General features: G+C 66.8%; 18 protein-coding genes. 8 read left to right on the top strand and 10 right to left on the bottom strand.

Annotated elements, in window-relative coordinates; genetic code table 11:
• Positions 1–6 precede the first annotated feature (6 nt).
• Both HW577_RS02780 and mgtA read right to left on the bottom strand, forming a co-directional pair.
• Positions 7–624: a hypothetical protein gene (locus tag HW577_RS02780; RefSeq protein ID WP_198374533.1), complete on the bottom strand. Its 618-nt coding sequence runs from the start codon at positions 622–624 to the stop codon at positions 7–9.
• Positions 625–1,342: 718 nt separating this feature from the next.
• Positions 1,343–3,907, bottom strand: coding sequence for a magnesium-translocating P-type ATPase (gene mgtA, locus HW577_RS02775; protein WP_198374532.1), 2,565 nt, complete (start codon positions 3,905–3,907; stop codon positions 1,343–1,345).
• Positions 3,908–4,196: 289 nt separating this feature from the next.
• On the opposite strand from mgtA, the gene HW577_RS02770 reads away from it, so the two are divergent.
• Positions 4,197–5,798, top strand: coding sequence for a hypothetical protein (locus HW577_RS02770; RefSeq protein WP_198374531.1), 1,602 nt, complete (start codon positions 4,197–4,199; stop codon positions 5,796–5,798).
• A gap of 150 nt (positions 5,799–5,948) precedes the next feature.
• On the top strand, positions 5,949–6,284 hold the full coding sequence (locus HW577_RS27125; protein WP_408639517.1) for an IS3 family transposase: 336 nt from the start codon (positions 5,949–5,951) through the stop codon (positions 6,282–6,284).
• Here HW577_RS27125 and HW577_RS02760 read toward each other — a convergent pair.
• Together HW577_RS02760 and HW577_RS02755 are read right to left on the bottom strand one after the other, a co-directional pair.
• Positions 6,179–7,981 (bottom strand): amidohydrolase, encoded by a 1,803-nt coding sequence (locus HW577_RS02760; RefSeq protein ID WP_198374529.1) that lies wholly within the window; start codon positions 7,979–7,981, stop codon positions 6,179–6,181. The genes HW577_RS27125 and HW577_RS02760 overlap by 106 nt on opposite strands.
• A gap of 490 nt (positions 7,982–8,471) precedes the next feature.
• Positions 8,472–9,644: a mandelate racemase/muconate lactonizing enzyme family protein gene (locus tag HW577_RS02755; RefSeq protein WP_198374528.1), complete on the bottom strand. Its 1,173-nt coding sequence runs from the start codon at positions 9,642–9,644 to the stop codon at positions 8,472–8,474.
• Between the two features lie 90 nt (positions 9,645–9,734).
• Here HW577_RS02755 and HW577_RS02750 point away from each other — a divergent pair, with 90 nt between their 5' ends.
• From HW577_RS02750 to HW577_RS02725, 6 genes are all read left to right on the top strand, one after another.
• Positions 9,735–10,433 (top strand): GntR family transcriptional regulator, encoded by a 699-nt coding sequence (locus HW577_RS02750; protein WP_198374527.1) that lies wholly within the window; start codon positions 9,735–9,737, stop codon positions 10,431–10,433.
• 58 nt (positions 10,434–10,491) lie between these two features.
• Positions 10,492–11,442, top strand: a complete 951-nt coding sequence (locus tag HW577_RS02745) for a tripartite tricarboxylate transporter substrate binding protein (protein WP_198374526.1) — start codon at positions 10,492–10,494, stop codon at positions 11,440–11,442.
• A complete protein-coding gene (locus HW577_RS02740; RefSeq protein WP_198374525.1) occupies positions 11,442–12,422 on the top strand; it encodes a Bug family tripartite tricarboxylate transporter substrate binding protein in 981 nt (326 codons plus the stop codon). The genes HW577_RS02745 and HW577_RS02740 overlap by 1 nt, the downstream gene beginning before the upstream one ends.
• 147 nt (positions 12,423–12,569) lie before the next feature.
• Positions 12,570–12,728, top strand: coding sequence for a hypothetical protein (locus tag HW577_RS02735; protein WP_198374524.1), 159 nt, complete (start codon positions 12,570–12,572; stop codon positions 12,726–12,728).
• Between the two features lie 19 nt (positions 12,729–12,747).
• Positions 12,748–13,191 carry a CBS domain-containing protein gene (locus HW577_RS02730; protein ID WP_198374523.1) on the top strand — a complete coding sequence of 148 codons (444 nt, stop codon included), beginning with the start codon at positions 12,748–12,750 and terminating at the stop codon, positions 13,189–13,191.
• 1,437 nt (positions 13,192–14,628) lie between these two features.
• Positions 14,629–14,913, top strand: coding sequence for a hypothetical protein (locus tag HW577_RS02725; protein WP_198374522.1), 285 nt, complete (start codon positions 14,629–14,631; stop codon positions 14,911–14,913).
• A gap of 259 nt (positions 14,914–15,172) precedes the next feature.
• Here HW577_RS02725 and HW577_RS02720 read toward each other — a convergent pair whose 3' ends face one another.
• The 6 genes from HW577_RS02720 to HW577_RS02695 form a co-directional block, all read right to left on the bottom strand.
• Positions 15,173–15,316 carry a hypothetical protein gene (locus HW577_RS02720; RefSeq protein ID WP_198374521.1) on the bottom strand — a complete coding sequence of 48 codons (144 nt, stop codon included), beginning with the start codon at positions 15,314–15,316 and terminating at the stop codon, positions 15,173–15,175.
• A complete protein-coding gene (locus HW577_RS02715) occupies positions 15,306–15,572 on the bottom strand; it encodes a Clp protease/crotonase-like domain-containing protein (RefSeq protein WP_198374520.1) in 267 nt (88 codons plus the stop codon). The genes HW577_RS02720 and HW577_RS02715 overlap by 11 nt, the downstream gene beginning before the upstream one ends.
• Positions 15,573–16,990: 1,418 nt before the next feature.
• Entirely contained in the window at positions 16,991–17,353 is a 363-nt protein-coding gene (locus HW577_RS02710; protein ID WP_198374519.1) for a hypothetical protein, read from the bottom strand.
• Positions 17,354–17,686: 333 nt separating this feature from the next.
• Complete coding sequence (locus HW577_RS02705) at positions 17,687–17,875, bottom strand: hypothetical protein (protein ID WP_232474638.1); 189 nt, start codon at positions 17,873–17,875, stop codon at positions 17,687–17,689.
• A gap of 62 nt (positions 17,876–17,937) precedes the next feature.
• Positions 17,938–18,963 carry an amino acid ABC transporter substrate-binding protein gene (locus HW577_RS02700; protein WP_198374518.1) on the bottom strand — a complete coding sequence of 342 codons (1,026 nt, stop codon included), beginning with the start codon at positions 18,961–18,963 and terminating at the stop codon, positions 17,938–17,940.
• 126 nt (positions 18,964–19,089) lie between these two features.
• Positions 19,090–19,239, bottom strand: a complete 150-nt coding sequence (locus HW577_RS02695) for a hypothetical protein (protein WP_198374517.1) — start codon at positions 19,237–19,239, stop codon at positions 19,090–19,092.
• Between the last annotated feature and the right edge of the window lie 351 nt (positions 19,240–19,590).

Raw genomic sequence — 19,590 nt, 5'->3', positions numbered from 1 at the left:
GCGCCGCTACTCCAGCTCGCCGAGATAGCTCCAGCTGCCCCCCGGCTGGGTGCGGGACAGGATCCAGTTGCGCAGGTCCTTGGGCAGGGTGTGCTTGCCGTCGAGGTCGATGAAGTAGCCCGCCGTCTCGTCCCCCCGTGCCGCGAGCTGGTAGGCCAGCACCACGAATTCCGAGCAATAGAGCTCGGTCACGAAGGGGCCGCCTGCGCCGAGACGCTGCAGGTACTTGGCGACCCGGCCCTTGGCGCTGGCGCCGTAGTCGCTGCTGCCGGTCCAGCTTTTCACCCAGGCGCGGCCCTTGCCGTAGGTGCAGCGGGTGGACAGCGCGACCGCCGCTTCGGCGATGCAGGCGCCGGAGGATTTGCCGCCCTGGCTGAGGAAGCGCAGCGCCTTGCAGCGGAAGACCGAGGACTTTCCGCGCTCCGAGGCCCAGGTCGAGGCCGGGTCGGCGGAAACGCCCTTCTTCGTCGTCGCGTGGTAGATCATGTCGGGGCGATTGACGACGCCGTTCGCGGTGTTCACGCGGCTCGTCCCCGCGACGATCCCGCAATGCGAGACGAAGTTCGATGCATCGGTGATGACGATGTCGGCGAGTTGCAGGGTTCGGGGATCGAGGGTCGGCATGCGAGGGTCGGCTCCGGCGATCGGGGCGTCGCGGACCGCCGCCGCGTGCTACCGCCGCCCGTCAGGGCACGGCGCCACCACCGCGCCTGCCCGCGTGCGGGGAACGTGACGGGATCGACGTCACTCACGAAGTCCTGAGACCGTCGCGGCAGGGCGTCAAGCCATGCCCTTCAGGGGGGGCGGCCGTGTGCCGGGGCTGCGGTTCCGCGATCTCGCGGGGCGGGTATGGGCCCGGATGGGCGCGACCGCGGGTCGGCAGGTGCGCGTCGGGATCAAGCGATCCGGCGTGAGGCGTTGTTCGCGGCGCTGGGTGGCGGAGGGAGTGCGCCCGGATTTGAACCATCGCAGCTCCGGCCAGAATACGCCGCTCGCGCCATACATGATGCCCCCGCTTCGGGCCCGCTCGCGGCGGTGACGCGGATGGCGATGTCAGCCGCAGCATTGCCGCCAATCTTGCCCTCGACAGATCCGACCGCGAGGGTCGAGGTGCCGTGGCCGACGACAAGATAGGTAGGCAGCATTACGTCGAGGATCAACGAGGAGACGCTCGTGGAGCGAGACGAAGCAGAGCGCCCAGGCGCCGCCCGGGATGCGCGGACGTAAGGCCGAAAGGGTGCTCTCCGGCCTGATGGCGCGATCCGCCCGGTGGCTTCGTCGCCACAGTCCGCAAGTCGATCGGCGCCTTTCGTCTCTGGCGGCCCGGCGCTAACGGCCACCCTCACTGGACAACGCTTCCTCGCCGATGCGCGCGATAGAACCAGACCTTCGTCGCTTCGGTCGCCGCAATGTAGCCAACGACAATCGCGATGATGATTGCGATCTCAGTGACCGAGAGCGGCACAAAACCGAACACCGCGCTTACGAACCCAAGGAACGGGATCGTCAGCGTCGCAAAGGCGACGGAAAGCGTACTCCACAGCAGCAGGCGACTCGGGGTGCTTCTGTGGGCGGGTTTGTGGGTCCGCAGCACGAGAACCACCGCGAGTTCCGTCAGGAGCGAGATGACGAACCATGCTGTCTGAAATGTCGCTTCGCCGGCGTGAAACACCCAGATCAGGAGGCTGAATGTCAGCACGTCGAATACCGAACTGATCAGGCCGAAGATGATCATGAAGCGTTGGATTTCCCGGATGTTCCAGCGCTGCGGACGAGCGACCCGATCCGGATCCACATTGTCGCTGGAAATCGCGATCGACGGCAGATCAGACAGGAAGTTGTTGAGGAGGATCTGCTTGGCCGCCAAGGGAAGGAAGGGCAAAAGCGGCGCCGCCAGCGCCATGCTGATCATGTTGCCGAAATTGGCGCTGGTGGTGATCGAGATGTATTTGAGCGTGTTCGCAAAGGTTCGCCTGCCATCCACGACGCCGCTGCGCAGGACGTCCAGGTCCCGCTTCAGCAGAATGATGTCAGCGCTCTCCCGGGCGACATCAACAGCCTCCTCGACCGAAATCCCTACGTCAGCCGCATGCAACGCGGGGGCGTCGTTGATGCCGTCCCCGAGATAGCCGACCGAGTGGCCGGTACGCTGAAGTGCACGGACGATCCGCTCCTTCTGCTGGGGATCGATCTCGACAAACAGGTCGGTGCGTGGCGCCAGGTGCCATAGCGCCTCATCCTTCAACTTTCCCAGTTCCTCCCCGGTGAGCATGGACTTCGAACGCAGGCCGACGGCTTCTGCCAGATGGGCGGTCACGTAGCGATTGTCGCCGCTGATCACCTTGACGCGGATGCCCAGCCTGGCGAGTTCGTGCAGCGTACGCTGTGCATCCGCCTTGGGCGGATCGACGAATATCAGGAATCCCCTGAACGTCATGGCCTCCTCATCGTCACGGCCGTAGTGTGGCTTCGCTTCGATCCTGCGCGTGGCCACGGCAAGGACCCGGAAGCCCTCGGCGCTCCTGGCCTGAAAGATCGCATCAAGATCCGCGCGAAGTTGTGCATCGAGCGGAATGTCGGTCGTGCCGCGTGCGAGCGACGAACACGAACCCAGCACGTTCGTGAACGCGCCCTTGGTGATCATCAGGTGATGGGCTTTCCCATCACCTTCCGAGACGACGATGGTGAGGCGGCGACGCAGGAAGTCATAGGGAATTTCCCCGACCTTGGTCACGCTGCCGATCGCCAATCCCGCCTCCTCGCCGGCGGCGACGATCGCGGCATCGAGCGGGTTCTCGATGCCTGTCTCCAGCGCCGCGTTCAGGTAGGCCAGTTGACGAACATCTGCTGAAGATTCATTCCCGGCATCGACGGCATCCTTGAGTACGATTGCTCCTTCGGTGAGCGTGCCGGTCTTGTCGGTGCACAGAACATCCATGCTGCCGAGGTTTTCTATCGCTTCCAGACGCCTGACGATGACACCGCGCCGCCCCATGGCGCGGGCGCCGGCGGACAGTGTCACGCTGACGATGGCAGGCAGCAGTTCAGGCGACAGGCCGACTGCCAGCGCCGCGGCGAAGAGAAGGGACTCTATCACCGGTCGCTCGAGCAGGATGTTCGCCGTCAGCACGAACAGGACGATGACGATCATCGCGCGTATCAGGAGATAGCCGAACTGGCGGACGCCGCGGGCGAAGTCTGTCTCCGGCGGCCGCGCGCGGAGATGCTCGGCGATCGCAGCGAAGGCCGTCCTTCGGCCCGTTTCAACGGCAAGCACCCGTGCCGTTCCGCTTCGCACCGAGGAACCCAGAAACACGGCGTTCATGCGAGCGGTGGGGGGAGCGTCAGGCGCAACCGTACCGGGGCGCTTCTCGACAGGAAAGGACTCGCCCGTCATGCTTGCTTCGCTGACCAGGAAGTCCTCTGCGTCGATTACCACGCCGTCCGCCGGGATCAGGTTTCCGGCCGAAAGCAGGATATGGTCGCCTGGAACAATGGTGCTGACCGAAACGGTCTGGACAGTACCGTCCCGCATGACGCGGCACGTCAGCGCCAGTTGGCGCTTGAGTTCCTCGACCGCGGCCGATGCGCGGTACTCCTGAAGGAAACCCAGCAGAGTGCTGCCGAAGACAATTGCCAGGACGATTCCTGCATCGACCCATTGCTGCAGAACGAGCGAGATCGCCGAGGCAAGGCCCAGGATCAGGACAAGGGGGCTTTCGAACTGACGCAGCAGCAGGCTGAGCGCACTCAACCGCGATACGTCCTGAACGCTGTTGGGCCCGACAAGACGAAGCTTCGCGGCTGCCTGGTCCGACGATAGGCCACCAGGTCCAGACCCCAGGGCGCGGCTCAGAGCGACGGGGTCCCGGCTCCAGTAGGGAGCGTCTTGGTCAGACTGATCCATTCGTCGTCCCGATCGTTCTGCTTCGTCCCTCGCCCAGCAAACGCCTTGGTATTGAGGTTAGCGCCCCGCGACGGTGCGTATCGCCAGCATCCTCTTACGTGGAGCACTTGTAACGCGCCGGCGATTGCCTCGCCGATACGATCGATCAAGAAGTATTTGCAATCCGCGCTGCGTTCCTGACCCGATTCCCGGAGGGGGTCCGCCGGTAATGCGGTCCAGCACTTGCTCCGGGGCGCTTTCATCGGTTGCGCTCAGGCGAGCGCCATCGTGACCACGGATGAACTTGCAAATGATGCGTTTTCGCCGCCAGGCCGAATTCGGAACCGCCACCGCCACCTTGCCGGACGTGCACCGGCCCGCGGCTCTGCGACCGAGGCACGGCATGGTTTGGCGGGCCGTGGCGCTGGCGCCCTGCTTTTTCTTCCTCGTCACGATACTGCTGCCGCCGATCAACCACGATGTGGCGGCGGTGCTCGACTTCGCGCGCCGCTGGCTCGGCGGGGAGCGACTTTATGTCGACCTGATCGACGTGAACCCGCCGCTCATCTTCGTGCTGAACCTGCTGCCGGCAGCACTCGCCCGGTGGACGCCGCTCTCGCAGGGCCAGGCGGTGATGCTCTGCCTGCTCGGGCTCGCCGCACTGCTGTGGCGCCTGTCCGAGGCGCTCCGCCGGGGACGTGCGGAAGGACACGTGGAATCCGCGGTGCTCACCGCCTGCGTGCCGCTGCTTCTGGTCATGGCCGGGTCGGATTTCGGCCAACGCGAAGTGCTGATGGCGATGGTTGCCATCCCCTATTGCCTGCTGGCGGCGCGACGCATCGAGGGGCCCGCCCCGCCGCTGCCCCTGGCGACCGGCGTGGCGCTGGCGGCGGGACTTGGCTTCGCGCTGAAGCCGCATTTCCTGTTGATCCCTCTGCTGGTCGAGGCGCTGGTGCTCCTGCGGCGCGGCATGGCAGCCCAGCGCCGCGATCCCGTGCCCTGGACCATAGCGGCGGTCTGGGTGGCCTATGTCGCGGCAGTGCCCGTCGTCTTTCCGGCCTACCTCACGCAAGTCGTGCCGATGGCTTGGAGCTTCTACGGCGAGATCCACGGCGCGGGCCTCTGGCGTGTGCTGGTGGCGGACGTCATGGGGGCGGCGGAAGCGCTGCTGCTGCTGGCGCTGCCCATCGCGCTGCGGCCTCGTGCGGGGGCGCTGGCGCAGGCACTCGGCCTTGCAGCGGGCGGGGCCTTCGCCTCAGCCTGGCTGCAGCACAAGGGGTGGACCTACCACGTGCTGCCGATCACCATCTTCAGCTGCGCGGCGCTCCTCGCGGCAGGTGCGCGATGGGCGGACGGCGCCCTGGCGAATGCGCGCGCCGCAAGCGCCGCCCCCGTGCTCGCAGCCATGGCGGCCTTCGGCGTGCTGCTCTACATGGTGCGCGGCGGGGAGACGCCCTGGCGGCAGCTCGCCTTCCACGGCGAACCACCAGGCCAGCTCGCCGAATGGTTCGACGAGCACGCGCGCGGCCGGCCGGTGCTGGTACTAAGCCCTGACATTTTCCCCATCTACCCTGCGCTGACATATGCCGATGCGCATCAGATCCTGCCGGTGATGAGCATCTGGCCGCTGCAGGGCTTCTATCGCCGCTGCCCCGCCGGCTCGGCGCCCTATCGCGAGCCGCACGAGATGGGTGCGGCCGAGTTCGACCTGTTCCAACGCGTCGCGGAGGCCTTCGCCGCCGCTCCGCCCCCGGTCTTGGTGGCGGCGCGCCATGCCAACATCCCCGCCTGCGGCGGCCATTTCGACGTTCTTGCCTATTTCGCCCGCCACCCGCTCTTCGCCGAGACGCTTGAAGGATACCGACCGGCCGGCGAGATCGAGGGACATCGCCTGTTCCGACGACATGAGTGACGCCAGGGCACATGCGCGCCCAACAACAGGGGCGGGTCAGCAGGACGTCCTGGCAAGAAAGCTCTGAGGCCTGCGCGGCGACGCCAATTGGTGGACGACGTCCGGGGTGCGTGGAAGGTCTCGATCCGTCGGGCCTGCGCGGTGATCCGGATGGAGCCGTCGACGTACCACTGCTGTGGCAGGCGTCGCTCGCAGGCTGCGCTGATCGGTCGGATCAAGGAGATCGCGGCGACGCGCGTGCGGTACGGCTATCGCCGGATCCAGGTGCTGGTGCGGCGGGAGGGCTGGCATGTGAACGCGAAGAGGATCTACCGGCTGTACCGGGACCTCGCAGCCGTGGTGATGCTCATTCGCGCTCGAGCTCCTGGAGCACGTCCGGCTCAAAGCCTGTTCTCTGTCGCGACGAAGTCGTCGAGGCCTGTCTTGCGTAGCCAAGCAGGAACGCCGCGCGGCTCCCTCATCTCGGGCGGCAGTAGCGGCACGTAGGGCGCTGCCGCAACCCGACGGGCGAGATCAGCCTTTGCGGCCTCTCGGAGCGCCGGGTTCGTCATGAGGTCGTATCCCATGCCAGCCATGATCCGCGCGGTGTCAAGCGATGCGCGGTCGCCGATTGACGTACCGCCGCAGGCGGTGACCGCCCAGGTATGCAGCGACGTCCCCATCCCCACAGTCGGCCAGCCGAACACGCCCAGCGGCGTGACCTTCGACACATCGCCCAGATCGGACGAACCGCCGACCCGCGTCAGCGGCAGGGGGGGCAGGACCTCGGTGGCAAGGCCGGTCTCGGGCAACCTCATCTCGCGCTGACAGCCGCGGGCGAAGGTCTGCTCCGCCTCGGTCCATGCCGGCGGGCGCGCCTGCATATGCGCCTGCGCCAAGCCGATCATCGGCAGGTTCGGAACAAGCTCGGTCATGCCGTAGTAGACCTGGAACTCCGCCTGGGTCTGCGTCATCAACCCGGCGCCGGCGGCAACGTCGCGCGCCCAGGCTACGAGCTCCGACACGGCCGGTGCATCGGCCGCGCGGATGGTCAGCCAGACCTGCGCGAAGTCCGGCACGATGTTGGGTGCGACACCCGTTTGCTCGTAGATGTAGTGGATGCGCGTGGTCGGCCGCACGTGCTCGCGCATGAACTGCATGCCGGCGCCGAAGAGTTCCGCCCCCTTCAGCGCCGAGCGCCCGTCCCATGGCGTGTTGCCGGCATGCGCGGTGCGCCCGCTGAAGCGGACGTTGATCGCCGCCAAGGCCGCGGTGCTTATCTCGCCGGTGATGGCATAGGGTGCGGGGTGAAAGGCGATCGAGGCGTCCACATCACGGAACAGCCCGTCGCGAACGAAATAGACCTTCGCGCCCTCGACCTCTTCGGCAGCGCAGCCAAAGACGCGCACGGTCCCGGGCGTGCCGGTAGCCTGCATCATCGTCTTCAGCGCGACGGCTGCACCGGTGCAGCCCGCGCCCAGCATGTCGTGCCCGCACCCGTGGCCGTTGGTATTGCCTGACGCGGCCGGCGTCTGCAGTGCCTCGGCCGCGTTGCCGAGCCCCGGCAGCGCATCGTATTCGGGCAGGAAGGCGATCACCGGGCCGCCGCTGCCCTGCGTCCACTCACTGACGAAGGCGGTGGGAAAGCCCGACGTGCCGACCGAGAGGGTGCGGAAGCCCGCCGCCTCGAGTTCCCGCAGGTGCACGCGGAATGAGTACGCTTCGACTAGGGAGAGCTCAGCGAGTTCCCAGACTTCGCGGCGGATCCGCAGGATGGCTTCTGCGTGGCGCGCCACGGCGGCCTCCGCCGCCGCGACGGAGGCCGGTCCCGAGGTCACCGTCCGCGCCGATCCGCCGGCGGCCTGCGCCAGGACTTCTTCAGCCGGCAGCACGAGTCCTGCCCCCGCAGCCAGCCCGGCCGTTCCGCCCATCACCCCGCGCCGCGTCACGCCTGATGTCTCTGTCATGGCTTTCCTTCCTGTGTCGCGCGCCCGTGCCGCGCGTGACGACTGTCGCGCTCGCCTGTTCTGCTTCCATGCCCGCTTCGCGTCCGCCTGGGCGATGATGGCGTGCAGCGCGTCCGCGTCCTGCTTAGTCTCGGACCAGCACGTCTCGTGGGCCTCGCGTTCCGCAGCTTCAAGCATGCGCGTGAAGGCCGGGCGCTTGTTCCCCTGGTGCTGCAGCAACGCGAGCGCCACCCTCATCGCAGAGCCGACATGCTGCGGCGGCCGACGACGAAGCGCCGCCGGACTAACCCCTCAAGCTCCGCCGCCGGGTTCGCATTTGGTGTTCCGCCCACCCGCCCATCCTCATGTCAGACTTTATCATGTGCTGTCTGGCGACAGTTTCTGAAAGGGGCGCCCGACCCGCACCAGAGTGTTCACTCTCAAAACAAGGATTTCAGGCAAGCCAGATTGAAAGCCGGACAAGTGCAGATCGCAGTATAATCGGCGCTTTAAACTGTCCTATTCGCGTTCTACCAAATTGGCCAATTCAGGATATCCATAGAGAATTGCATTCCAGACAACTATATTCAGCCTACTCTGCGTCCGGTCGCTCAGAAGGTCGGTCGCGAAAAGCCCGGGGACCTGCCACTCGGCGCGGCGGTCGGCTTGGCGGAGAGCGCGGCTCGTCAGGGAACTGGCGGAGGGAGTGCCCTCGGCCTCGAACAGTCGCCACACACGCGCGCCCCCCTCAAGCGCGCGCCTCGCCAAGCAGCTCGCAACGGGACAGGTAGTCGGCGCGCAGCTCGACACCCAGGCCGGGCCGGCTCGAAAGCGGGAGATGGCCGTCCACGATGGTCCGCTCGAAGGGCTCCTCCACCATGTCGAGCCGGTCGTCCTCCGGCCAGGTCGGGAAGACTTCCTGGATCAGGCAGTTGGGCGTCGCGAAGGAGAGGTTCACGCATGCGGCTGTCGAGACCGGACCGCCACAATTATGCGGCTGGATATAGACGCCATGCGCCGCGGCCAACGCCGCGATCTGCCGCACGCCGGTGAAGCCGCCGGCGATGCCCATGTCCGGCTGGGCGAGGGCGAAGGCCTTCACCTCGAAATGCCGCCGGAAATCGCCGAGCGTGGACAGCCTCTCGCCGCCGGCGATGGCGATGCCGGTCTGCAGCCCAACCTCGCGCGCCGCGCTCGCATCCTCCGCATCGGCGACCTCCTCCATGCAGAACGGCCGGGCATGAGCGATGCGGCGGCCGAAGCGGATGGAATCCATCGGCCACATGTTGCCGTGCAGTTCGATGATGATGTCCATGCCGGGACCGACCGCGTCGCGCACCGCCTCCACGCGTGCGACGGCGAGGTCTTCCAGCCAGCGCTCGATCTGGCGGGAGACATGGAAAGCGCGGCCCTGCGCGTCGAGCTTCATGGGGTCGAACTTCAGGGCGGTGAAGCCGCGCGCCTGCACGGCGCGCGCGGCCGCGGCATAGGCGTCGGGCGCGCCGAGGCCGCGGTACCAGCCATTGCAGTACACGCGCAGCTTCTCGCGGCAGGCGCCGCCGAGCAGCGCATGCACGGGCTGGCCGAGCGCCTTGCCCTTGATGTCCCACAGCGCCTCGTCCAGTGCGCTGATCGCGGCGCCGAGGATGGGGCCCGGGACATGGCCCCAGAAGCTGTCGCGGCGCATCTCGTCCTGGATCTGCTCGGTGCGGAACGGGTCGCGGCCGAGCAGCTTCGCCGTCGCCAGTTCCAGGAGGATCTCCGCCGCGCCGCGCCCGCCATGGCCGTAGGCGAGGCCGATTTCTCCGGCGCCGGCGATGGCCTCATCCGTCATCACCTCGATGGGCAGCACCTTGTGGGCGGCGCCTTCCTTCATCGCCTGGAACCGCGTCCGCCAGACGCGGACGGCTGTGACCTTCATGGCGATCTTCCCATTTATGATCAAATCGACAAACGAGTGTTGACTTCCTTAGAGGGGGTTGGCAACTCTCCCGCCGCAGGAGATCACGCTTTGTCGCTCATCCGTCCCGCCGATGCCGATGAAGTCGCCCTGCCCTTCGGCAGCACCGTCTACCAGCGCGTGCATGAAAGGCTGCGCGCCGACATCCTGGCCGGCCGCATCGCGCCGGGCGCGCGACTGAAGATCCAGGACCTCGCGACCCGCTACGGCCTGTCCCACATGCCCGTGCGCGAGGCGCTGCAGCAATTGCAGGGCGAGGGTCTGGTGGTGATGGCGCCCAACCGCGGCGCCACGGTGCGGCGCATGAATGAGCGATTCGTGCGGAACATCTTCGCCATCCGCGAGGCGCTGGAGGGCTACCTGACGCGCCAGGCCGCCGGGCTGATTGATGCGGCAGGGATCGCGACGCTCAAGCGCATCCAGGGCGAGATGCGCCGGGCGCCGGCGGGGCGCGACCCGGCTCTGGTGGCGCGCCTCAACCGCGCATTCCACCGGACCGTCGAGGTCGCGACCGGCAATGACGAGGCGATCCGGCTGCTCGACCTGCACAGCGACCTTATCGGCGCGCTGCGCGTTCGCTTCGGCTACCGCCGCGGCCGCCTTCAGGTCGTGCTGCGCGAGCATGACGCGCTCATCGAGGCGCTGGCCCAAGGCGATGCCGAGGCAGCCGGCGCCCTGCACGACCGGCACATCCGTGGAGCACGCGATGACATGCTCCAGGCGATGGCGGAAGCCGACGCCGTGACGTGACGTGACGTGAGAGTTGCGCGGCCGCCTGCCGCGCGGAACGGGAGGAAGGAGACGACGCATGCAACGACGTGCGCTGATGGCCGCTCTGGCGGCCAGTGCCTTCGGGTGCCCAGGCCTCGCCCAGGGCCTGCCAGCCGAGATCAGGATGATCGTGCCCTTTGCCGCGGGCGGGGCGACCGATTTGTTGGCGCGTCGCCTGCAGCCGGTGCTGGAGCCGCGCGGCCACAGGCTCGTGGTGGAGAACTTGGTCGGCGGCGGATCCATGGTGGGTATGAATCGCCTGGCGCAGTCGCGCCCCGATGGCCGCACGGTCGGGATGGGCTCATCCGGCTTGATCGGCCAGATCGTCGCGAATGAGATCCCGCTGCGCTTCGAGCAGTTCACGCCACTGGTCCGGGTCGCGGTGGACCCGCTGGTCATCGTCACCGGCAGCGGCTCCCGCTTCGTGCGCTTCGAGCAGGTACTGGAGGCGATGCGCGCAGGGCCGGGCCCCTCGATGGGGGCGGCGGGGCCGCGCGGCACGATCGGCCACCTTCGGCTTGCCGGCATCGCGGATCAGATCGGCGGGCAATTCACCTATGTCGGCTATCCAGGCGCGTCGCGCGTCGCGACGGAACTGGTCGGCGGCCATCTCGACCTCGCCATCGTCAAGCCCAACGACGTATTCGGCCAGATCCGCGGCGGCGCGCTGCGCGTGCTGGCGGTGGTCGAGGAGGAGCGGGTGCGCCAGCTGCCGCAGGCGCCGACGGTGGTCGAACTCGGCCTGCGCGCGCATCCCTTCGGGCGGCTTACGCAGATGACATTCGTCAACGCTCCCGCCGGCCTGCCGCCCGATCTGCGCGACGCGCTGATCGTGCTGCTGCGCGAGGCCGTGCTCTCGCCCGACTACCAGGCCAAATCGCATGACGACGGCTATATCGCGGATGCGCTCGCCGGCGCCGCGCTCGAAGCCGCCATCGCCGAGACCGGCGATGCCATCCGGACCGCCCAGCAGAAAGTGACGGCGTGATGAACCGTCGTTCGATTCTCGCCGCCGCTGCGGCGCTGCCCTTCGCGCCCGCGATCATCCCCTCGGCGGTGCGCGCGCAGTCCTTCCCCACCCGTCCCGTGCGGATGGTGATCGGCTTTCCGCCCGGCGGCGGCTCCGACCAGGTCGGCCGGCCGCTGGCGGCCCGGATGTCCGATGTGCTCGGCCAGCAGATCGTGGTGGAGAACCGCGGCGGCGCGAACGGCAACCTGGCGCTGGAACACACGGCGCGTAGCGCGGCTGACGGCTACACGATCTGCCACGTCAACAACTCGGTGATCGCGATCAATCCGCTACTCTACCGCAACCTGCCCTTCAACGTGCTGGAGGATTTCGAGCCGCTCGGCACGGTGACGCTTGGAGGGCTGATCATCACGGTTCCCGCGACGCTGCCCGTGCGCACCCTCCAGGAATTCGTCGCCTATGCGAAGGCGCGACCCGGGCAGTTGAACTTCGGCTCTGGCGGACAGGGCAGCATCACGCATCTCGGTTTCGAACTCTTCGTCCGCAGCGCCGGGCTGAATATCGTCCACGTGCCCTATCGCGGCAGCGCGCCGGCATTGCAGGACATGCTGGGCGGTTCCATCCAACTGATGGTGGATGGCGTGAATGTCAGTAAGGCAATGATGGATGCGGGGCGCGTGCGTGCGCTGGCCTTCCTCGGACCGCAGCGCCATCCGCTCATGCCCGACCTGCCAACCGCGGTGGAGCAGGGCCTGCCCGCCGTGCTGGTCGGCGGCTGGCAGGGCTTCGTCGCACCGGCGCGCACGCCGCCCGCCGTGCTCGACAGGCTGGAGGCGTCGCTGAAGCACGCGGTGGAGACACCTGAGGTGCAGCAGGTCTTCAACGCCGGCGGCACCATCGGCGCCTTCCAGGATCGCCGCACAATGGCGCGGCTGATCCGGGAGGAACTGGTGCGCTGGCGGCCGATCATCGCGGATCTCGGCCTGACGCTGGACTGAGGGCCCCGCCGAATCTCGCGCGGCACCGCGGCTGCCTCGGCCGTGTTCGACAGCGGGGCGGGTTACCGTGGTGGGGATCAACGAACCGGTGTCGGCAGCGACCGACCGGCGAAGGGCGCCTTGAGATTCGCGACGACCGGGTCGCCCATGACGATGCGCGTCATGGTCGAGGATGCCGGCGACGAGGAAGAGCGCGGCCTGCAGAGCGGGAGCACCAGCAGGAATGTCGTCACCGCCCGGTACCGTGACGTCGACGTTGCCGATGCCCTTTCCTTCCATGCAGACTACCAAGGCCGGGAAGAATAGGGCCCAGGAGAGGAAATCGATGAACACGGTCAAAAGCGCCCTGGCCCAGAAGAGTGGGGCCCTAATCCATCTGCGTTCCGGCGACATGGTCGTCGAAGCCCTGCGTCAGATGCGCGACAACCGCGTCCGGTCGGTGCTGGTCATCGACGACGACGTGCTGGTCGGTATCGTGACCCAGGGTGACTGCGCCATCAAAGTGCTGCTGCCCGGGCTTGATGCAAAGCAGACGCCAGTGAGCCAGGTGATGACGGGCAACCCCGTGACGATCAAGCCGGACGACCGACTGGAAAGCTGCATGGCAATGATGGCGGCGCGCGGCTTTCGCCATCTGCCTGTCCTGGATGCGGGCAAGGTCGTGGGCGTCATTTCGATCGGAGACGTCGTCAAGGAAATCATTCGGGATTTGGAGCGCAACGTGGGCGACCTGATGGGATACGTCATGAGGGACGGCCCCGGGGGCTGACATACGAACGGCAGCGCCGCCGCCGGCGTCATCTTTCGATATTGCTGCCATCGTGGTGCCGATGGACGTGCTGACACGGCGCCAAAAGCGCGGGGACCGCCGGAGACGCCGTACGAGGGGCAGCTCGATGGCGACGGTTGGGATCGGCGAAACCGTCTGGAGCCCACCAGGCCGGCCGCCGCAGGTCCGGCCGAGAGGTGAGAGCGTGCCCGGCGTCGAGACGCGGCGGGCATGCCTCCGATCTTGGCAGGCGCCACTCACCCCAGCACCTCCCCCACCCTCTCCGCACTGAACGACCCCGCCCCGACCATCGCATTCATCCCTGCGATGGCCTGCGGATCGTCGAGATCCACCTCGTGCGCCAGCCGTAGCGTGTCGAACCAGTCCCCGGCCGCGCTTCTCGATCGATCTCGTGGCCCGCAGAAAGCAACAAGATGATCGCGCCCTTCGCTTGGCTTCGCGCTGCTTCAGAGCGAAGGCCGGCGCGCGGACGCTTGATCGCGCTGGGTTTCTCATGCCGCAAAAGGCGGACAAGATCGATGGGCGCCTGCAGAGGTCGGAGCGGGTTCCGGGCGCCTTCAATCCCTTCCGCGTCTATGCGGTCCGCGATGCGATCCTGAGCGGCGCAGAAGGTGAGGACGCGAAGGCGAGGAGTGAGCGCCCGCGCGCCGGACCTGCTCGCGGGGCTTATGGCGTGGCGCGCGCGTCAGGACGCGACGGCACGGACTGTTGCCAGTGTTGCCGGCGAAAAGCGCAAACCCGGCGACCGTGAAGCGGATGCATGGGGCTGACGGCCGCTGAGCGCGCGGCATCGCTGGCGAGGCTCGCCCCTGCATCGGGCGGCGCGATGGAACACGACGCCGGCGAACGCGAGGCGATGGCGGCGCACGATGCGACGCCGGCAGCGCCGCGGCCCTACCGGCCAAGCGACCCTGATCCCCCGCGGGACGGGCCGCTTGAAGGGGTCCGCGGGCATCACGGGGCGGCCCGATGACGCCCGCACAGGCGCGGAGGATCGGCGAGGCGGTTGCGCTGCTCGGCTCCCCGTTGTGGGTGAGGTTGTCGCCGCTGCTCGCGCCATCGGCCGGACGCTCGACGCTGCCGGCATCGGCTGGCCTCTCCTCGCGGCGCTCATGGAAGCCGAGGCGCGCAGGCGTCGAGCGCCCGCCTTCACCTTCGCGACGCTCGCGCCGAGGACGGCGCACAAACAAATGGGGTTCCTCGCCTGGCGCCCTGGCGTCGCGGTCGCCGAGCGTGCGCGCCTCGAACTGCTCCGCGCTTGCTCAAGGCAAGTCGGCTGACACTCTCGGCGGACGAAATCGAATGGCTGAATGGCCTATGGCACCGGGAGAACGGCGGTGGAGCGCCATGACGGAGGCGGGCGAAACGACGCGCGCACAGGCACCCACGCGGGAGTGCGCCGGGGCACGAAAAGCGATGCGCACGCAGCCGCACGCGCGCGAAGGCTGCGGCTGGTCGATCGTCGGAATTTGGCTACGTGAGGAACCGCGCCACGTCCCGCTGTTCCATGCCAAGGCCGAAGGGCCGGGCGGGTTGGAGCTGATCCTGACGGTGGCACGGCTGCGCGGCGTGCGGCTTGAAGTCAGGCCGCGACGGGGGCCGGATGGCGTCATGCTGCCGGTCGATGCGCGGGACGGGCTGCGCGACCCAGCAATTGCGGTGGTGCTACAGCACGTAATTCGATCAGCCGTTCCCGGCTGATCGGATATTGCTGTAGCCGACCCGCACGCGCGGATAGCGCCCCGCCTCTTCGGCCAGCTTGACGCTTCACATACGCGCGAGCGCAGAACGAGGTAGCGAATTCGACAGGCTTCGACGATCATTTCATGCAGGTTCGGCCCGAGATCGGACGTCTAGCAGGATGATCGAGAACCAATAGAGCCCGGCGGCAGCCAAGGTGCGGTGCGATGTGCTTCCGCGCTCAAAGGCGCGCGTAGCGTTCGTGCGGGAGGAACTTCCGTCAATTCTGGCCGAGATTGGCGAGGAAGTGGCCGCTGTGCTGCACGCTGAACTGGAATTGCTCGACCTTCACGCCTTGGTTCTTGAGACATGCGTCAGCGTGGCGGGCATAGCGGGAGGCATAGGCGAACCACTCACACGCCACCCGGCAAACTGACCGAGCCGTTACTCGCCAAACGCGCTCGCCGCATAAGTGCAATTTGATCCATTAGGATCGCCTGCAATTCGGTCGCGATTTCTTGATCTTCATCGCTCAAGCGAACAAGCACGACGGAAAAGAGCCGGTCAATCTCGACGGATAATTGCTGCAAAGACTGAATTGGATCATCCGAATTCTGGGCGAATTCGTTGAGAGCCCGACGTATCGCCGACATAACCCCCAAAAGAGCGTGCTGATCCATTCGCCATCCCCACGACTCTATTTTCGTTGGATCGCACTATATCAGACCATCCGAAATCAGTCGATTAATTCTTGTTTATCCAGTTTGGTAAAAAAATTCTTCGAATTTTGGTCATTTCGGAGTTTATTCTTCTATATCGCGCGCATTGGGCGCCCGGATGCCCAATCACAAACACACGGCCTCTACCGCCACGCTCCAATCCTTGCAGGCGGGAATCGTCCTGGCTGGCGCAGCCTCAAGTGAAGAGTTGCGAACCCACCCGACCGTTCGACCAGGCAAGAGGAGGCGGACAGGAAGCACCGAGTTGAGATGCGCCCTACATGCGCACAAGTCGCGCAATCACGTCATCGAGGCGCATCTCATCGGCGTTGTCCCCCTCGGTCGCGTCGAACCAGTCCCCGTTCGCCCGCTCAAGATCGGGGCGAAAGTCTCGAAGACACCAGCGCGTCGGCCACTGGGCGCGCCGAACATATGCCTGTCTGGCGCCATAGGCGAAAGGGATACGGTCCTCATCCATTCGATAGGTCAGGATTTTGTACATAAGAAAGGAGTTACGACCGATATAAGCACGCAAGAAAATTTCACGTAATTTGCGCTTAATCAAAGGCGCACGCCCCTGGTTCAGCCGAAAATATCTTTATGATCGGATGCAACTTCTACACATCTACCCAATGGACCCCGGCGTTCGCCGTCAGTCTCGGGGAGGCGTACCGACAAATCTGCGCGGAGAGCACGCCCGAGCCTGCCGCATCGCATCGGATCGAGGCCGCATATCTCGCGGCCGGCGGTGATCTGCGGACCGCTTCGCGGACGCCCTACGAGATCATTGCGGCGCTACACCGGATGTTTCCCGAATGGATGAACGGCGCCGCGCGTCGATACTGGTAAGGCCACACGACACAGTGACGGGACGGGGCGCGCTGCCACTCCAGCCGGTCGTCGGCTCTGCGACGCGCTTCCAGCCTCAGGCCAGCAGGACGCAAGGGGTGGGCTGCGCGCCCGGCTCCACCGCCTGGAACGCAATGCGGCGGGCGTGCGAGAACCGCCTCGCATGACCCGGCATCAGGCGCGACCTGCCTAAGGAAGTCAGCACCCCACCGCGTCGATACTTGTGGACCCAACTGTGGATCAGGCGCAGCGTTGGCAGGAACGCCTTGATTGAAAGGGAATTCCGGCGGAGCCGGTGCGACCGGATTCGAACCGTCGCCAGGCGCGAACACCTCGATCAGGCCGCGGAACCCCAATCCTCCAGCCCTGCGATCCGCTCGGACTGCAGGCGCACCGACATGGCCGGGATCGCGCGCGACAGCGCCGCCGCTTGGCTGCCGAGCAACCGCCGTTCGCTTGCTTCATCCCTCGTCAGGGATGACTCGCGCGAGGGTCATGTGTCGCGACGCTTGCGGAGGTCGGGCCCGGCCTCAGTGTATCGAAGGCCTTGCAGCCTGCGCCGCTTCCACGCGCCCGTCCCGTCGAGCGCCATGCCTGCGCGTGCCCGGAAGCAGCCTGGCGAGCGACAATTCATCCAACATCGTTGGACAGTCGCTCCTCCAGCCGATGCCCCAGCGCACCGCATCATCCTCCGAGCCCTTCCAGGTGCTCGGGATGCCGGTACCGTCGCCGAAGAACAGCATGTCGATGCAACCGCGCTCGGCGATGCGGGCGATGTCCTCGAACACCGCGGGGTCGGGATAGACGCTGTTCACCCAGGAGCCGGGGCTGCGCCGGCGACCGTCGAGATGGGTCATGCAGAGGTCGAGCGCGAGGTGCATCCGGACCGTCATCGGCAATCTTTCAGCTCGAATGGCGCAAACATGCCCCACGCCCCGGCAAGGGGCCCGGCGCAATTCCGAGAGCAGCAATAAGGATGCAAAGCGATGGCACCTCACGCGTCATCGCCCGGCCGACCGAAATGGAGCGAATCTGACGCACCTTTAGCTGAATCTGATCAGGCCTGCCGTCGTGTTGGGCTGCGATTCCGCCCGCTGCTCGATTTGCCTGTTTTGTGATCAGTCGCGGGCTCCGGGCGTGCGTCGGGTGCGGATCCAGCTGGGCAGGGCAGCACGCGGGCACGGCTGGCGGCCTCGAAAGACGCCGAGTGCAGGTCATTGCGCATATCAAGGCACCAGGCGCTTCACGACCCGCGCCGTCACGCGCACGCGGTGGTTCGACCAAACATGACGGTCGAGCACGAAGGCGATGCTGCTGGTGTCGAGCGAGACTTCGGCGAAGTCTCCAAGCCGCGCGCCCGGCACCGTGACGTCGATGTTCGCCGTCGCGCCCGGCCCGAGGCTCGGCACATCCAAGCTGGTCTCCACTGCCAGCGTCCGCACCCCGGCCGGCAGCGTCGGGCAGCTCGTTGTCGGTGTCAGCGGATCGGTGGCGCGTACATGAGACCGGCGCGTGTCCACAGGTCGTTGACGCCGCGCGCCAAGCCGATGGGTGATCCCGCGCCCAGGTTCCGCTCGAAGATCTCGCCGTAGTTGCCGACCTGGCGGAGGGCATTGAAGGCCCAGCGAGCGTCAAGGCCCATCATCGGACCATGGTCACCAATGGCGCCAAGCAGACGGCGGATGGCCGGGTTGTCGCTGGTCAGCATGGCTTCCGCATTGGCCGACGTGACGCCGAGTTCCTCGGCCTCGATCAAGGCGAAGACTGTCCAGCGGACGATCTCGGTCCACTGCTCGTCGCCGTGACGCACCACGGGAGCAAGCGGCTCCTTGCTGATGCGATCGGGCAGGACCTGATGCTCGGCCGGGTTACGCAGCGTGGTCAAGATGCCGACCAACTGCGAGGCGTCGGTGGACATGGCGGCGCAGCGGCCTTCCTCGTACGCAGCGCGCATGGCATCCGGCTGGTCCACCAGGACGACGGTATAGGTCAGGCGGTTCGCGCGGGCCCAGTCGGCGAGGTTCGCTTCGCTTGTTGAGCCCGCGAAGGTGCAGATGGCACTGCCCTGCAGGTCCTGGGCACGGCGAATGTCAGCGCGGCGGGTCAGGAAGCCCTGCCCATCGTAAAAGGTGACGGGGCCGAAGTTGAAGCCGAGTTGCGTATCCCGCGACTGCGTCCAGGTCACAGCGCGCGTCAGCACATCGACTTGGCGTTGTTGGAGGGCGGGGAAGCGGGCCTGGCTGCTGAGAGGGGTGAAGCTGGCGCGCTGTGCGTCGCCCAGCACCGCGGCGGCGATGGCGCGGCAGATATCGACCTCGAGGCCCTGCCAGGCGCCGCCGGCCGCCTGAGCCCCGAAGCCGGGCACGCCGGGCGGAACGCCACAGGCGAGCGTGCCACGCTCGCGCACCTGACTGAGCGTCGGACCGGGCGGAGCCGACTGAGCCGAGGCGGCTGTCACGGAAAGCAGAAGGGCTGCCGTAGCAACGGCCGTCCGCATCAACATCCGATTCCTCCCCTACCTGCTCTCGCCGGCGGAGTGGAAGGCGATGCACCCACTCGCGTGCGATCGCTTAGAGTCTGCTACCGTTTCCGCGTGCGGGGTCTGATCTAGATCAATCACCAAAACCACTCACCCACCGGGCATCCTGGGCGGCACGACGACGACGCTGCCCTCGCCCACGAGCAGCAGCAGCACGATGGCCACCAGCACCATCGCGATCCTGCCCAACCCGTCGTTGGCCTGCTTCCCGCGCTCGGCGCCACCTCGACGCCGTCTCAAGCCACGCGTTGCTTCACCACCTGCACCGCCAGCGGCGCCGCGGCGAGGTCCAACGCAGGGGCGCTGACGTTGCGCGCCGTTACGCGCGCCTCGTTGCTCGACCACACATCGCAGCCGAGCGCGAAGGCGATGCTGCTGGTGTCGAGCGAGGCTTCGGCGAAGTCACCCCGCCGCGGTCAGCGGCGTTGCTGCTTCAAGCGACGGGATCGCATCGCAGTTCAAACCGACATTCGGGATGCCCGGCCGCGGCGCATGCGACTTCGTGGCAGACGGGCTCACCCGCACGTCCCGCCATTTCCAGCACGTAGCGCATGCCGCCGACGAAGCTGCCCTCGAACATGTAGCAGACGG

This window comes from Neoroseomonas rubea (genome assembly GCF_016106015.1).
Classification (GTDB): domain Bacteria; phylum Pseudomonadota; class Alphaproteobacteria; order Acetobacterales; family Acetobacteraceae; genus Neoroseomonas; species Neoroseomonas rubea.
The sequence above is the reverse complement of the archived record's forward strand: the minus strand, read 5'-3'. Positions and strand labels throughout refer to the sequence as shown.